Annotated in this window: 18 protein-coding genes; 8 read left to right on the top strand and 10 right to left on the bottom strand. The window is 62.4% G+C overall.

What is annotated here, in order from left to right; all coding sequences use genetic code 11:
- Window positions 1-16 precede the first annotated feature (16 nt).
- The gene (locus tag PG897_RS05400; protein WP_201880100.1) at window positions 17-1741 is read left to right on the top strand and encodes a proline--tRNA ligase; all 1725 of its coding nucleotides are present in this window, start codon (window positions 17-19) and stop codon (window positions 1739-1741) included.
- Window positions 1742-1834: 93 nt separating this feature from the next.
- On the opposite strand, the gene PG897_RS05395 is transcribed toward PG897_RS05400, so the two are convergent.
- From PG897_RS05395 to PG897_RS05385, 3 genes are all read right to left on the bottom strand, one after another.
- Window positions 1835-2515: an SDR family oxidoreductase gene (locus PG897_RS05395; RefSeq protein ID WP_005304962.1), complete on the bottom strand. Its 681-nt coding sequence runs from the start codon at window positions 2513-2515 to the stop codon at window positions 1835-1837.
- Window positions 2516-2580: 65 nt separating this feature from the next.
- A complete protein-coding gene (locus tag PG897_RS05390) occupies window positions 2581-3210 on the bottom strand; it encodes a TIGR04219 family outer membrane beta-barrel protein (protein WP_010636188.1) in 630 nt (209 codons plus the stop codon).
- A gap of 93 nt (window positions 3211-3303) precedes the next feature.
- Window positions 3304-3744, bottom strand: a complete 441-nt coding sequence (locus PG897_RS05385) for a copper chaperone PCu(A)C (RefSeq protein ID WP_201880098.1) — start codon at window positions 3742-3744, stop codon at window positions 3304-3306.
- Between the two features lie 89 nt (window positions 3745-3833).
- On the opposite strand from PG897_RS05385, the gene PG897_RS05380 reads away from it, so the two are divergent.
- Window positions 3834-4583 (top strand): enoyl-CoA hydratase-related protein, encoded by a 750-nt coding sequence (locus tag PG897_RS05380; RefSeq protein WP_201880095.1) that lies wholly within the window; start codon window positions 3834-3836, stop codon window positions 4581-4583.
- Between the two features lie 3 nt (window positions 4584-4586).
- Here PG897_RS05380 and PG897_RS05375 read toward each other — a convergent pair whose 3' ends face one another.
- Window positions 4587-5015: a DUF2753 family protein gene (locus tag PG897_RS05375; protein ID WP_005304979.1), complete on the bottom strand. Its 429-nt coding sequence runs from the start codon at window positions 5013-5015 to the stop codon at window positions 4587-4589.
- Window positions 5016-5305: 290 nt separating this feature from the next.
- Between PG897_RS05375 and PG897_RS05370 the strand changes: the two genes are divergently transcribed.
- Window positions 5306-5965: a CatB-related O-acetyltransferase gene (locus tag PG897_RS05370; protein WP_201880092.1), complete on the top strand. Its 660-nt coding sequence runs from the start codon at window positions 5306-5308 to the stop codon at window positions 5963-5965.
- A 40-nt stretch (window positions 5966-6005) separates the two neighbouring features.
- Here PG897_RS05370 and PG897_RS05365 read toward each other — a convergent pair whose 3' ends face one another.
- Window positions 6006-6713, bottom strand: coding sequence for a ParB-like protein (locus tag PG897_RS05365; protein ID WP_201880089.1), 708 nt, complete (start codon window positions 6711-6713; stop codon window positions 6006-6008).
- A 168-nt stretch (window positions 6714-6881) separates the two neighbouring features.
- Between PG897_RS05365 and PG897_RS05360 the strand changes: the two genes are divergently transcribed.
- Both PG897_RS05360 and PG897_RS05355 read left to right on the top strand, forming a co-directional pair.
- A complete protein-coding gene (locus PG897_RS05360) occupies window positions 6882-8486 on the top strand; it encodes a peptide ABC transporter substrate-binding protein (protein WP_201880085.1) in 1605 nt (534 codons plus the stop codon).
- Between the two features lie 120 nt (window positions 8487-8606).
- Window positions 8607-8918, top strand: coding sequence for a hypothetical protein (locus tag PG897_RS05355; protein ID WP_017780459.1), 312 nt, complete (start codon window positions 8607-8609; stop codon window positions 8916-8918).
- A gap of 63 nt (window positions 8919-8981) precedes the next feature.
- Here PG897_RS05355 and PG897_RS05350 read toward each other — a convergent pair whose 3' ends face one another.
- Genes PG897_RS05350 through PG897_RS05330 form a run of 5 tightly spaced genes read right to left on the bottom strand, consistent with a single transcriptional unit; the run spans window position 8982 to window position 11897 of the window.
- A complete protein-coding gene (locus PG897_RS05350) occupies window positions 8982-9401 on the bottom strand; it encodes a DUF4426 domain-containing protein (RefSeq protein WP_005304995.1) in 420 nt (139 codons plus the stop codon).
- Window positions 9402-9419: 18 nt separating this feature from the next.
- Window positions 9420-9719 (bottom strand): DUF167 family protein YggU, encoded by a 300-nt coding sequence (yggU, locus tag PG897_RS05345; protein ID WP_005304998.1) that lies wholly within the window; start codon window positions 9717-9719, stop codon window positions 9420-9422.
- Entirely contained in the window at window positions 9719-10270 is a 552-nt protein-coding gene (locus tag PG897_RS05340; RefSeq protein WP_005305000.1) for a YggT family protein, read from the bottom strand. The genes yggU and PG897_RS05340 overlap by 1 nt, the downstream gene beginning before the upstream one ends.
- A gap of 40 nt (window positions 10271-10310) precedes the next feature.
- Window positions 10311-11135, bottom strand: coding sequence for a pyrroline-5-carboxylate reductase (proC, locus tag PG897_RS05335; protein ID WP_017780457.1), 825 nt, complete (start codon window positions 11133-11135; stop codon window positions 10311-10313).
- A 60-nt stretch (window positions 11136-11195) separates the two neighbouring features.
- On the bottom strand, window positions 11196-11897 hold the full coding sequence (locus tag PG897_RS05330; RefSeq protein WP_201880082.1) for a YggS family pyridoxal phosphate-dependent enzyme: 702 nt from the start codon (window positions 11895-11897) through the stop codon (window positions 11196-11198).
- A 39-nt stretch (window positions 11898-11936) separates the two neighbouring features.
- Between PG897_RS05330 and tapT the strand changes: the two genes are divergently transcribed.
- Genes tapT through yaaA form a run of 3 tightly spaced genes read left to right on the top strand, consistent with a single transcriptional unit; the run spans window position 11937 to window position 14914 of the window.
- Window positions 11937-12971 carry a type IVa pilus ATPase TapT gene (gene tapT / locus PG897_RS05325; protein WP_005305010.1) on the top strand — a complete coding sequence of 345 codons (1035 nt, stop codon included), beginning with the start codon at window positions 11937-11939 and terminating at the stop codon, window positions 12969-12971.
- A 28-nt stretch (window positions 12972-12999) separates the two neighbouring features.
- The gene (tapU, locus tag PG897_RS05320; protein ID WP_010636179.1) at window positions 13000-14109 is read left to right on the top strand and encodes a type IVa pilus ATPase TapU; all 1110 of its coding nucleotides are present in this window, start codon (window positions 13000-13002) and stop codon (window positions 14107-14109) included.
- Between the two features lie 31 nt (window positions 14110-14140).
- Entirely contained in the window at window positions 14141-14914 is a 774-nt protein-coding gene (gene yaaA, locus PG897_RS05315; RefSeq protein WP_201880079.1) for a peroxide stress protein YaaA, read from the top strand.
- Window positions 14915-14945: the final 31 nt, after the last annotated feature.

Genomic DNA, 14945 nt, shown 5'->3' with positions numbered 1-14945 from the left:
GCTAAGGTCTACCGCGATGCGTACCAGCCAATATCTGCTTTCCACTCTCAAGGAAACCCCGTCCGACGCCGAGATCATCAGCCATCAGCTGATGCTGCGCGCCGGCATGATCCGCAAACTGGCCTCCGGCATGTATGCCTGGCTGCCGTCCGGTCTGCGGGTTCTGAAAAAAATCGAGAACATTGTTCGCGAAGAGATGAACAATGCTGGTGCCATCGAAGTCTCCATGCCGGTGGTACAACCCGCCGAGCTGTGGCAGGAGTCCGGCCGCTGGGATGACTACGGTCCCGAGCTGTGCCGTCTGACCGACCGTCACAACCGTCCCTTCGTGCTGGGCCCGACCCACGAAGAGGTGATCACCGCGCTGATCCGTTACGAAGTGAACAGCTACAAGCAGCTGCCGCTGAATCTGTACCAGATCCAGACCAAGTTCCGCGATGAAGTTCGCCCCCGTTTCGGCGTGATGCGTGGCCGCGAGTTCCTGATGAAGGACGCCTACTCCTTCCACATCGACAAGGCCTCCCTGGTCGACACCTACGAGAAGATGCACGCCGCCTACTGCAAGGCGTTCACCCGCATGGGTCTGAACTTCCGTCCGGTGCAGGCCGATACCGGCTCCATCGGTGGTACCGGCTCCCACGAATTCCAGGTGCTGGCCGAGAGCGGTGAAGACCTGATCGCCTTCTCCGACAGCTCCGATTACGCCGCCAACATCGAGATGGCCGAGGCGCTGGCGCCGGCTGGCGAGCGCGCCGCAGCCACCGCAGCCCTGACCAAGGTTGTGACCCCGAACGTCCACACCATCGACGAAGTGGCCGCCTTCCTGAGCGTGGCCCCGAGCGCCGTCGCCAAGACCCTGCTGGTGCTGGGCGAAGCGGACGAGCACGGCAACCAGGCCGTCATCGCGCTGGTGCTGCGTGGCGACCACGAGCTGAACGAAATCAAGGCCGAGAAGCTGCCGGGTGTCGCCAACCCGCTGACCTTCGCCAATGACGAGCAGATCAAGGCAGCCGCCGGCTGTGACGCTGGCTCCATCGGCCCGGTCGGCTTTGCCGGTCGCATCATCGCCGATCGCAGCGCCGCCCACCTGGCTGACTTCGTCTGCGGCGCCAACGAGACCGGCTTCCACCTGACCGGTGCCAACTGGGATCGCGACATCGCCACCTATGAAGTTGCCGACCTGCGCAACGTGGTGGAAGGCGACCCGAGCCCGTGCGGCCAGGGCAAGCTGCTGCTCAAGCGCGGCATCGAAGTGGGCCACATCTTCCAGCTGGGTACCAAGTACTCCGAAGCCATGAAGGCGAGCGTGCTGAACGAAGGCGGCAAGTCCGTCACCATGGAGATGGGTTGCTACGGCATCGGGGTCTCCCGCCTGGTGGCTGCCGCCATCGAGCAGAACAACGACCAGTACGGCATCATCTGGCCGGATGCCATCGCCCCGTTCGAAGTGGCCATCGTGCCGATGAACATGCACAAGTCCGTGCGCGTCGCCGAGCTGGCCGAGCAGTTCTATGCCGAGCTGAAGGCCGCCGGTGTCGACGTGCTGTTCGACGACCGTAAAGAGCGTCCGGGCGTGATGTTCGCCGACATGGAGCTGCTGGGCGTGCCTCACGGCATCGTCATCGGCGAGCGCGGCATGGACAACGGCGTGGTGGAATACAAGTGCCGCCGCACCGGCGAGAAGCAGGAAGTGGCCATCAGCGACATCGTCGCCATGCTCAAGGCCAAGCTGGGCCGTTAATCCCGCCCCTCGCTGGTATAAAAAAAGCGCGCCGATGGCGCGCTTTTTGTTTCTGTCTTCTGACGATGGCAACCGGATGACGGCAGCCTTTTGTCAGGGATTGCGACCGATAAAGAGATCGGTCACGTGGCAGCTGCTTCTGGCTTCCAGTGCATCCAGCATGTAGGCGGCGGCATCTTCCGGGGTCATGAAGCCGCTGCTGTCCACGTGATCCGAGTTGTCCCAGAATTCACTGCGGATCCCGCTCGGATAGAGGTTCACCAGCCGCAGCGGCGAGCCCTTCAGCTCGGCCCGCAAGGATTCGAGAAAGCCGCGCATCCCCCATTTGGAGGCGCAGTAGAGACTCTCGTTGGCCTTGCCCACCTGGGCGGCGGAAGAGAGCACGTTGGCCAGCACCCCGCCCTTGTCGCCGATGAGGCGCACCGTCTGCTGGGCCACCAGAATGGTGGAGATGAGATTGCTCTCCACCACCCTGCGGATCTGCTCGGCGGTATAGACGCCGACCGGGCCGAACTCGCCCACGCCGGCGCAATGCAGCACCAGCTCAGGCAGGCCGCCCCACTCCACCGCGGCGGCAAAGGCGACATCCACTTCCTCATGGTGCGCCAGATCGGCGGCAATACCGATCACCGCCTTGCCGAGCAAGGCTTCCTGCTCCTGCAGCTTCTGATAACGACGCCCCATCATGGAAACCTGATGGCCCCGTTCAACCAGACCTATGGTCAAGGCGCGGCCCAAGCCGGACCCCGCACCCGTCACTATGATATGACCCATGTTCGTTCCTCGCCGGATGCCGCCATCGGGATGATGAGGGCATCGTCACCAGAGATTGCCGGTATTTAGAAGGTGAATTCGCCGCCGATGAACCAGCCGTCTACCCGCTGGTCAACGCGATCGAAGTCCATGCTCGCATCACGCCAGCCGGCACGCACCTTGAGCGGTACGGTCGCGAACTTGTAGGAGCCACCCAGACGGTAGTCGTAGTTGTCGGCATCCTGCACGCGGGCATCGCCGAAGGCGGCAAAGCCGGTACCCGGGATGCGCAGTTCGGCGCCGGTGTAGGCCATCAGCACGTCCTTGTCATAGGAGTAGTGCTGGGTGTTGAAATCGCCATCGTAGCGACGACCGGTCAGACCCAGGTCGATCTGGAACAGATCGTTGTTGAACAGGCGATAGTAGAGGCTCAGGTCATAGGCCATCAGATCGTTGTTGAGGGCGCCGCCGCTGGTGCCGAAATCGGAGATCTCGAACTTGGCGTTGGGCAGCAGGATGATGCCGTGCTCCAGTTGCAGGTAGCCGCTCCAGTTGTAGTTCTCGTCGTAGCTGCCATTGGCCCCGACACCGTTGATCTGGCCGCTGCCCTGAGCATTCCATACATCGGCACCGGCGGCAAAACGCCAGTCATCGGCAGCCATGGCAGCCTGGCTGAACAGGGCCAGCACACAACCGGCAATCAAGGTCTTCTTCATCACGTTACTCTCTTGTTGGACTGGAAAGGCCATCATTTTACCCAGAGCGACGGGAATACACAGTGTAAAAAGCTGAACAAGCGTCCATTAATGTCAGTGCTGCATGCCTGCCATGGGTTCAACCGGCTTCACCGGCAGGTTCAGCTCCAGCTGCTGGCCATCATCCATGGTCAGCGTCAGCGGGAAAGGGGTGCCCTGGGAGAGCTCACGCACCTCGAACAGCATGATGTGGAAACTGCCGGGCTTGAGCGCCACTTCCCCCTTGGCCGGCACCTCTATGCTCTCGACCTGGCGCATCCTCATCACGCCGTTCTCGTGCAGATGAGTGTGCAGCTCGGCACGGCCCACCTCGGGCGAGACGGCAGCCACCAGCTTGACCGGCTGATCGGCATCATTCTTCAGCACCAGGAAGGCGGCGGTATTGGGAGAGCCCGGCGGCAGCAGGCGCACATAACCGTCGACGGCCTCGACCTTGGCCAGGGCGGGAGCGGCCAGTCCCAGGGCCAGCAGGGAATAGAACGCACGTTTAAACATGGTTGAAATCCTTTTATGATGTTGTTAAACGCAACAAAGCTTACCGCAGCGGTAAGCCTTTGACAGCCAGCAATAACAAGGATTTAGACATGGACCCCATTATCATTGCCGAGCAGCAGGATGGCTTGCTCACTCTGACCCTCAATCGCCCCGACAAGCGCAACGCCCTCAATACCGCCATGTATCGTGCGCTCACCGAGGCATTGCGGCAAGCGACGGAGGATGACGCCATCCATGCCCTGCTCATTCAGGGGCAGCCCGACTGCTTCACCGCCGGCAATGATCTGGCAGACTTCATGGGCAAGACGGGGCTGGATCCCGACGACCCCATCCTGCAATTTCTGCATACCCTGGCCGACTTCCCCAAACCGGTGATCGCCGCGGTCGGCGGTGCGGCGGTCGGCATCGGCACTACCCTGCTGCTGCACTGCGATCTGGTCTATCTGGCCGACAATGCTCGTCTGCAACTGCCCTTCGTCGAGCTGGGGCTGGTGCCGGAGTTTGCCTCCAGCCTGCTGCTGCCGCGCAGCGTGGGTCACCTGAAGGCGGCGGAGCTGTTGCTGCTGGCCGAAGCCATCAATGCCGACGAGGCACTGCGACTCGGGCTCGCCAACCGGGTGCTGACGGCCGAAGCCCTGCACCCCTTTGCCAGGGAGCAGGGTCTGAAGCTGGCAGCCAAGGCGCCCGGGGCGCTGCAAAAGAGCAAGGCGCTGCTCAAGCAGGAGCTCAGGCAGGCGGTGCACTTCGTCATCGATCTGGAGGCGCGCGCCTTCTCCCTCGCCCTGCAGGGGGAAGAGGCACAGATGCGGATCGCCCAGCGCCTCAAGGGCCGTAAATGATCCTCAGTTGAGGCGAAAACGGCCGATCAGCTCGCAGCCCTGCACCTGATCCTGCAACTGGATCAAGCGGGCGATGTCGGGATTGGGGTGGCGCTTGAGGAAAGAGAGCAGCGCCGCCCGGCAGCAGCCCAGTTCGCTGATGAGGGATTCACACTCCCGGTTCGGACACTGGGGCACCAGCGCAGTGACCAGCTCGGAGGCCAGCTTGAGGTAGCGCAGCTCGTAGGCCGGCTCCTCCATGGCGCGCCAGAAATCGGCCAGCCGATGGCAGGTCGCCACCCGCATGCTGGCCAGTTCATCCAGATCGCCGTCACTCAGTTCATACACCTCGGCGAGGGCCTGTTGATAGAGGCAGATGGCGGTGCCGAGCGCGCCGGCGCCCAGCGCATTTTCAGCCTCCAGCATGTAACGCTGCCAGATTTGATGGGTCATGCCGATCTCCCAGGTTGATGGGTGGGACTTTTATCATGCCCAGTTGAGAATGAATATCAACCCGATATTTTGTGCAGGTTTTGACCAGCTGGCGGTGCACGGCTTGGCTCCCGCCCCGGCATGGCTTACCATGGGCGCTCATCTTTCAGGATCCCTCTTCCCATGCTGCGACCCCGTTTACCCCAGGCGCTGGGCTGCTCGACCCTGTGCGTGCCCCGCCTGCTGGTCTGGATCTATTAGCTGCGCTCCTCGCGTCATCCACCCCTATCCATTTGAACGAGGAAACAGCCATGAAACCCTGCCAACACTGGTCGCAGGTCGAATACCTGCATCTGACGGTGAGCAACCCCAACATCCATCTCAAGGGACGGCACAGCTACTACTCCGGCGCCTGGGACGGCACTTTTGAAGAGCATGCCGTGCGCTATCTGCACGGCGACCGTTTCAGCCGCAGCCAGGAGAGCGGCTGGGAGCCGCTCTGGCACATCGATCAGCTTCACATCGGCGACTATGTGCAAATAGCCGCCGGGGTGAAGATCATCATGGGGGGCAACCAGACTCACAACACGGCCTTCATCAGCACCTATCCATTTTCAGATGTGGAGGCGCTCCGGCGCAGCTACCGCCCGGCCGGCGACACCCGCATCGGCAACGATGTCTGGCTCGGCATGGACGCCATGATCATGCCGGGGGTCACCATCGGCGACGGCGCCATCATAGCGGCACGTGCCCTGGTCAGTCAGGATGTGCCGCCCTATGCCATGGTGGCCGGTACCCCGGCCCGAGTGATCAGGATGCGCTTTGAGAAGGACGAGATTGCCCGTTTGCAGGCGCTGGCCTGGTGGGAGTGGCCAGATGAACAGGTACAGGCCCTGCTGCCACTGATCCAGCAAGGCGAGGTGGCCCTGCTGGAACAGGCTGCCGCCCGCTGGGGCGAGAGCCGATCATGATGCAGCGGGGGGCCATGGCCCCCCGCTTTCATCCTGTCGCTCAGTTGCCGCTATCGGGCGGATTGACCCGGCACTGCTTGCCGGGGTAGCCGGGCAGATCGGCCGCCTTGTTGCTGCACGCCAGCCGCTTGGCCTGATAGAGGCGATCCGCCAGGTTGGTGCTGTCGATCGGCAGCCAGTCCATCTGCCGGCCAAGCCAGCTGGCCCAGGCGAACTCGACAAAGTAGACCTGCTCCCGCTTGTCGAAATAGCCTGCATCCTGCAGCAACCCGGCCAGGGTGCGATAGGGGTAGTCGGGTAGCAGGTCGATGCGGCTCGGCAACTGTTCCGGCGTGAGAGGCCGCCCCTGCTCGTCCTTGAGCCAGGCCCAATGATTGCCCTGCATCTGACTCCAGAAGCTGGCCTTGTCCTGCAGCCTGGCGATCACCTTGACCCGAACCTGCTTCACCCCGAGTTGCCACAGCGCCTTGGTCAGATGGTGTCTGTCCACCAGCCAGTAGCCGCCATCGGGCGCGATGACGATGGGGATCTCTTTCTTTTTCATCACCTTGTCGAGCTGTTTTGCGCTCTTGCCCGTCATCTCGGCCTGGGTGTTGTCGACCTGGATCTGGCCCACGCCCCCCTGGGTGGGGTGCAGCGCGGCGATGTTTGCCTCGCACCAGCTGCCGACCTGGCTCTGCCGCTCGCACGGCGCCAGCGCCCAGGCCCCCTGACTGATGGCCAGGGCCAACAGGATCCATGTTCTCATCGCTTGCTCCTCTCCCCGGATTGAGAGTCAACGTGGGTGCCAACGTCCCCCGCCTAGGGACTCATACTGGCGGTCTGACCAGCAAACGGGATATCATGATTTCCCGTCTGTCGGCGACCACTTATCGCCGAGTTTTCTCCCCGCTTCACACTATTTGAAGGATTAACCATGAAAGGATGGAGTCTCCTGCTGGCCCTGCTGGGCAGTGCCTGTGTCCAGGCTGCCGATGTTCCGCCCGGCACCCAGCTCGCCGCCGAACAGGCCGTCGTGCGTCATCTGAAAGACGAACCGGCGAGCCTGAGTCCGCTCAAGCTGGTCGGCCTGCCCGAGCTGCAGGTACTGCGGGATCTCTACGAGGGGTTGCTGACCCAGGGGCCGGACGGCAAGGTGCTGCCCGGGGTGGCCGCCAGCTGGGACAACCAGGGCAATCAACGTTTCACCTTCCATCTGCGCCCGGACGCACGCTGGTCGAACGGCGATCCCGTGCAGGCCGCCGACTTCGTCTACGGCTGGCGCAAACTGGTCGATCCCAAAGAGGCCGCCACCTTTGCCTGGTTCGCCCAGCTGGCCCGCTTCGACAAGGTGGACGACATAGTGGCCGGCAAGCTGGCCCCCGAGGAACTCGGCGTGAAGGCCCTCGACCAGCATACCCTGCAGGTGACCCTCTCCCAGCCGGTGCCCTACTTCCTGAGCCTGCTGACCCACCCCAGCCTGTCGCCGCTGCATCGTGCCAGCATGGAGCAATACGGCAACCAGTGGACCCAGCCCGGCAAGCTGGTCGGCAACGGCGCCTTCGTGCTCAGTCACCGGGTGGTGAACGAGAAGCTGGAGCTGACCCCCAACCCCTACTACTGGGATCGCGCCCATACAGTGCTGACCAGGGTCACCTTCGTGCCCATCAACCAGGAGAGTGCGGCCACCAACCGCTACCTGGCCGGCGACCTGCACATCACCGAGTCCTTCCCCAAGGAGCAGTATCACAAGCTGATGGAGCAGATCCCGGGCGAGGTCTATACCCCGGATCAGCTCGGCACCTACTACTACGCCTTCAACACCCAGCGCGCCCCCCTCAACGATGTGCGGGTGCGCAAGGCGCTCTCCTACACCATCGATCGGGGCCTCATCGCCAACAAGATCCTGGGTACGGGTGAGAAACCGGCCTATCACTTCACCCCGGACGTGGTCGCCGGCTTCGAGCCCAAGGCCAACCTGCTCTCCAGCAGCAGTCAACAAGTCCTCGACGACAAGGCCAGAGCCCTGCTCAAGGAGGCGGGCTACGGCCCGGCCAACCCGCTCAAGCTGACCCTGCTCTACAACACGGCCGAGGTGCACAAGAAGATGGCGCTGGCCATCGCCAACCTGTGGAAACAGAAGCTGGGGGCCCAGGTCGAACTCACCAATCAGGAGTGGAAGAGCTATCTCGACAGCCGTCAGAGCGGCCAGTTCGAGGTGATCCGCTCCTCCTGGGTGGCCGATTACAACGATCCATCAGCCTTCCTCGGCCTGTGGGGCTCCCACCACAGCGGCAACATGGCCCGCTTCGCCAACGCCGGCTACGATGCCCTGCTGGCCAAGGCGGCCAACAGTCAGGATCCCCGTGAACGGGCCCGCCTGTTCGATGAGGCCGAGGCCGTACTGCAGGAGGAGGCGCCGATCGCCCCCATCTATCAGTACACCAACGCCCGGCTGATCAAGCCCTGGCTCAAGGGCTACCCCATCAACAATCCGGAAGACGTGGCCTACAGCCGCCAGCTCTACCTGATCAAGCACTGATCCTGCCCGGGGCCGGCCATGCCGGCCCCAATCTTCTGCCATCACCCCCTGTTCATGCTCAAGTTTTCGGCATAAAATGCCGCCCTTTCAGGCAACCACCCCCTCAATCACCGGTTTGTTATGCGTTTTGTATTGATGCTCTCTCTGCTGCTGACCCTGCCCGCCCAGGCGGCCAGCGAAACACAGTGCCGCCAGGCCTTCACCGAATGGATGCTGGCCCAGCAGCAACAGTTCAGCGACCGCAAGGCCAGCAAGATGGAACGGCGCAGCGCGGAGCGGGCCATCGACCAGGTGCGCAGCGAGTTCTCGAAGCGGGAGAGCTTCTGCCAGGCCATGGAGTGGGTGGAACACAACCGGGATCAGGATCCTCGCTTCACCCCGCGACTGGGGGAGATCCACGACTTCACCCCGCCGACCGACTCGCCGTCATAAAGTCATAAAAAAGCCCCGAACCTGCGTTCGGGGCTTTTTTTCAGAGTAAGGTGGCTGCCGGCATCAATCGACGTAGAAGGTCTGCTGGAAGGTCAGCGTCTGCTGCTGCCCCTCCCCCATGATCTTCAGGGTGAACTGGTAGGTATCCTCGTTGCGATAGGGCAGCACCGCCAGATAGTAGATGGCGTTGCCCTCCTTGACCTCCTGGAAGGTCAGGTTGCGGATGGTGCCGGTGAGGTTCTTGGCCTCGCCGGTGATCCCCACCGCCTGGGCCACCCCCTGCTTGTTCTGCACCGCGATGTTGACGATGCCGTTATAGCGACTGCGCTCCAGGCCATAGGCCTTGGCCACCTCGGGGGTGAGGAAGCTGGAGTTGAAGGCGCTGTAGTGCACCTGCCAGGGGCCCAGCTCCTTCATCTGTTCGGCCCGCAGGGGCAAGGTCAGCAACAGTGCCAGCAGGCAGCTTATCCAGGCTGTTTTCATGGTGTCATCCTTCTCGTGTTAACCCTGATTGTCCAGCAGGGCACTGACCTCGGCGGGGATCTGCCTGGGCGCCTCGATGGCGACCGTCTTGTGCCGTCCCAGCTCCCCCCGCACGATGCGAACCTGCCCCTTGGCCACCTTGAACTGCTTGGCCAGATACTTGATCAAGTGGCTGTTGGCCTGACCATCCACCGGCGGCGCCGTGATGGCCACTTTCAACTCTTCTCCGTGCAATCCGACGATCTGATCCCGACTCGCCTTGGGCTGGATCATCAGATGCAATACCAGCTCATCCCCTTCCCGCAGGACGGCTGCCATCAAATCATCCACCACAGCTGGCCGAACAGATCCCCCAACAGATAGTTTATGGCCTGCAGCCCGATAAAGGCGACCAGCACGGAGAGATCCAGCCCGCCCAGCGCCGGCAGAATGCGACGGATAGGGGCCAGGAAGGGCTCGGTCAGCTGGTGCATCACGTACTCGATGGGGTTGCGACCCTGGCTGACCCAGCTCAGGATGGCGCGGATCAGCAGCACCCAGAAGATCATGGAGCCGGCCTTCTTCAGCACGGTGAGGGCGGCAAACAGGCTAAGGGTGAGCCAGTCGGCCAGCAGCACGTTCATACTCTTGAGCAGCGCCAGCTTGGCGAAGGCGATCAGCAGCGCCAGCAGCACCGAGGCCAGATCCAGCCCGCCCAGCCCGGGAATGACCCGGCGCAGCGGCACCACCAGCGGATTGGTCAGCTTGACCACCATCTGGCTCATGGGGTTGTAGAAGTCGGCACGGGCCCACTGCAACCAGACGCGCAACAGCACCACCATGAGATAGAGGTCAAAAATCGTATTAATCAGAAAGTAAGCAGTGTTCATCTGGGCTCCAGGTTGCAACTGAGAGTAACGAAAATCGGGTTCAGAACAGGGTTTCCATTTCGCCGGCCCGGGCAACGGCTGCCTGCATGGCTTGCGCAGTCAGCGGCATCAGCCCCTGCTGCTGGAAGGTCTTGATCGCCTCGGCGGTGGTGCCGCCCTTGCTGGTCACCTGCTCGCGCAGGGTCTGCAGCGACAGCTCGGGATTCTGCTCGACCATGGCAGCCGCGCCAAGGGCGGTCTGCTGCACCAGCAGGCGGGCCTGCTCGGGGGAGAAGCCCATGGCCTCGGCCTCCTCGGCGATGGCCTGCATGAACAGGAAGAAGTAGGCAGGCGCACTGCCGGCCGCGGCGATGACGCCGTTGATGCCGGACTCCTGCTCCACCCAGAGGGTTTTGCCTACCGCCTGCATCATCTGCTCGGCCAGCTCACGATCGGCCTGCTCGATGCCGGGCGGGGCGTACAACCCGGTCATGCCCAGCCCCAGCAGAGAGGGGGTGTTCGGCATGGTGCGGATGATCCGGCCGTGGCCGCCCGCCATTTCGGCCAGCCGTGCCACCTTGATGCCGGCGGCGATGGAGATGAGCAGCTTGCCCTCCAGCGTGCCCAGCGCCGTCACCAGCGCGCTCAGCATGGCCGCCATCAGCTGCGGCTTGACCGCCAGCACGATCACTTCGGCCGCCCGGGCCGCCTCGGCGTTGTCCTGGGTGACGCGAATGCCGTAGTCACCAGCCAGCGCATCCAGCTTGGGCCGACTTGGGTTGGCGGCAATGATCCGGTCAGCCGGGTAGCCCGCCTGAACCAGGCCGGCAATGATGCTGCGGCTCATGTTGCCTGCCCCGATAAAGGCGAGGGTTCTGTACTGCATCAAACACTCCTGTGATCTGAAGAAAGCAGAGCCCGCATGCACCGCATCACGGGCTCCTGCTCATGAATAGTCGCGGGCACCGAAGATGGCGGTACCGACCCGCACCATGGTGCTGCCGTGGCCGATCGCCAGTTCGAGATCCTCGGTCATCCCCATCGAGAGGGTGTCCACGCCCGGGTATTGTCGCGCAAGCTCGGTGAACAGAGTCTGCATGCGCACCATCTGGGCAGCCAGTACCACCTCGTCGCTGGTGTGCTCCGGAATGGCCATCAGACCGCGCAGCCGCAGCCGCTCGCAGCGGGAGACCAGTTCGGCCAGACGGAAAATCTCTTGTTCCGACGTTCCGGATTTACTGCTCTCTCCGCTAATATTGATTTGCAGACAGACATTTAGCGGCGCGAGCCCGGTCGGGCGCTGGTTGTTGAGGCGTTCGATCAGCTTCTCTCTGTCCACGCTCTGTACCCAGTCGAACCGCTCGGCCACCAGCTTGGACTTGTTCGATTGCAGCGGGCCGATAAAGTGCCACTCTATGTCTGTACAGGTCCCTTGCTCACGCAGGGTATCTATCTTGGTGGCCGCTTCCTGGGCGTAGGATTCGCCGAAGCGGCGTTGACCGGCGGCATAGGCCTCGCAAACGGCCTCCAGCGGTTTGGTCTTGCTGACCGCCAGCAGCTGGATGTGATCGCCGCGTCGGCCAGCGCGGCTGGCGGCTTGTACAATACGTTCCTTTACCTGAAGCAGGTGCTCGGCAATCTGGCTCATGTTTCGTTCGTGATCTTGTGATGGGAGAATGACAAATCTATGGATATCACAGAGTTATTGGCTTTCAGTGTAAAACATAAAGCCTCGGATCTACACCTCTCGGCCGGGGTTCCCCCGATGATCAGGGTTGATGGCGAGGTTCGCAAGATCAATTTGCCCGCCCTGGAGCACCGGGAAGTACACGCCCTCATCTATGACATCATGAACGACCACCAGCGCAAGGAACTGGAAGAGAACTTCGAGGTGGACTTCTCGTTCGAGGTGCCGAACCTCGCTCGCTTCCGGGTCAACGCCTTCCAGCAGGCGCGCGGCTCCGGCGCGGTATTTCGGACCATCCCCAGTACTGTGCTGAGCCTGGAAGATCTGGATGCCCCGGAGATCTTCCGCAAGATTGCCGAATACCCCCGCGGCCTAGTACTGGTGACCGGCCCAACCGGCTCGGGCAAATCCACCACCCTGGCGGCCATGGTCAACTACATCAACGAGAACTTCCATCACCACATCCTCACCATCGAGGATCCCATCGAATTCGTGCACGAGAACAAGCGCTGCCTGGTGAACCAGCGGGAAGTGCACCGCGACACCAAGAGCTTCAGCAACGCCCTGCGCTCGGCGCTGCGGGAAGACCCGGACATCATACTGGTGGGCGAGATGCGCGATCTGGAAACCATTCGTCTGGCCATGACCGCGGCCGAGACCGGTCACCTGGTGTTCGGCACCCTGCACACCTCGTCGGCGGCCAAGACCATCGACCGGATCATCGACGTCTTCCCCGGTGCGGAAAAAGACATGGTGCGCTCCATGCTCTCCGAATCGTTGCGGGCGGTCATCTCCCAGACCCTGCTCAAGCGCATCGGCGGCGGCCGGGTAGCGGCCCACGAGATCATGATGGGTATTCCTGCCGTGCGAAACCTCATACGGGAGGACAAGATCGCCCAGCTCTACTCGGTGATCCAGACCGGGATGACCCACGGCATGCAGACCATGGATCAGAGCCTCAAGCAGCTGGTGAGCCGCGGCATGGTGGCGGCGCTGGATGCCAAGGCCAAGGCGGTCGATCCCAACACCATCTAACCACGACGAATCTAGGGAAGGAGTCGTTATGAATCTGGATGCCCTGCTGACCGAGCTGGTCGCCCGCAAAGGCTCGGATCTGTTCATCACGGTCGGCACGCCGCCGACCCTCAAGGTCAATGGCCACCTGCAGTCGCTGGCAGAAGCGCCCCTCGACAAGGCAAGGGCACTGGCGCTGGTGAAGGAGACCCTGAGCCCGGAGCACTTCGAGCGCTACCTGCGCACCAAGGAGGCCAACTACGCCATCCACCGCGAGGAGCTTGGCCGTTTTCGGGTCAGCGCCTTCTGGCAGCAGGAGCTGCCGGGCATGGTGCTGCGCCGCATTGAGACCCGCATCCCCACCTTCGACGAGCTGGCACTGCCCCCCATCTTGCAGGAGATAGCCCTGGCCAAGCGCGGACTGGTGCTGTTCGTCGGTGCCACCGGCGCCGGCAAGTCCACCACCCAGGCGGCCATGATCGGCTATCGCAACCAGCATGTGGACGGCCACATCCTGACGGTGGAAGATCCGGTGGAGTTCGTGCATCAGCACGGCCGCAGCCTGATCACCCAGCGCGAGGTGGGCATAGACACAGCATCGTTCGACGTGGCGCTGAAGAGCTCGCTGCGTCAGGCGCCGGACGTTATCCTGATCGGCGAAATCCGCAGCCAGGAGACCATGGAGTTTGCCCTGCAGTTCGCCGAGACCGGTCACCTCTGCCTCGCCACCCTGCATGCCAACAACGCCAACCAGGCGCTTGATCGCATCCTGCACCTGGTGCCCCAGGAGAAACACCGTCAGTTCCTGTTTGATCTCTCCTTCAATCTGCGCGCCATCGTGGCCCAGCAACTGCTGCCCAGCCCGGATGGACGGCGTCGTTTTGCCGCCTTCGAGGTGTTGCTCAACACCCCGCTCATCACCGACATCATCCGCAAGGGGGAGATGCACCGCCTCAAGGAGGTGATGACCAAGTCCACCGAACTCGGCATGCAGACCTTCGACCAGGCGCTGTTCGCCCTGTTCTGTGCCGGCCAAATTGGCTACAGTGAGGCCCTTGCCCATGCCGACTCGGCCAACGACCTGCGACTGCTGATCAAGCTGTCGGGCCGAGAACAGCTGGGTTCAGGCACACTCGACAACGTCACCCTGGATGAATGAGGGGCGTGCGTCACTGCTATAAAGGATCGTTATGCTGATTGTGGTTTCCCCGGCCAAGACGCTGGACTACGAGTCGCCGCTGGTGACTTCCCGTTTCACCCAACCCGAGCTGCTGGACCACTCCGCCGAACTGATCGGCCGTGCCCGCCAGTTGAGCCCGGACCAGATCGCCAGCCTGATGAAGATCAGCGACAAGCTGGCCGGCCTCAACGCCGCCCGTTTTGCCGACTGGCAGCCTGATTTCACCCCGGCCAACGCCCGTCAGGCACTGCTGGCGTTCAAGGGGGATGTCTACACGGGGCTGGCGGTGGAAGATTTCAGCGAGGCGGATCTCGACTTCGCTCAGGCCCATCTGCGCATGCTCTCTGGTCTCTACGGGGTGCTGCGTCCGCTCGATCTGATGATGCCCTACCGGCTGGAGATGGGCATTCGGCTCGACAACGCGCGCGGCAAGGATCTCTATCAGTTTTGGGGCGACATCATCACCGAACACCTGAACAAGGCGCTAGCCGCCCAGGGGGACGAGGTGCTGATCAATCTCGCCTCCGACGAGTACTTCAAGTCGGTACGCCCCAAGGCCCTGCAGGGGCGCATCATCACGCCGATGTTCAAGGACGAGAAGAACGGCCAGTTCAAGATCATCAGCTTCTACGCCAAGAAGGCGCGCGGCATGATGGCCCGTCACATCATCAAGCACCGACTCACCAAGGTGGAACAGCTGACCGGGTTCAACACCGATGGCTACTACTTCGTACCGGAAGAGTCCGACGCCAACACCCTGATGTTCAAACGCGCTGAAAATTAATTACGACCCGAGGGAACCAATTTCAGGATCC

This window comes from Aeromonas sp. QDB20 (assembly GCF_027707805.1).
In the GTDB taxonomy this organism is placed as follows: Bacteria; Pseudomonadota; Gammaproteobacteria; order Enterobacterales; family Aeromonadaceae; genus Aeromonas; species Aeromonas dhakensis.
This window is presented reverse-complemented; position numbering and strand designations above follow the sequence as displayed.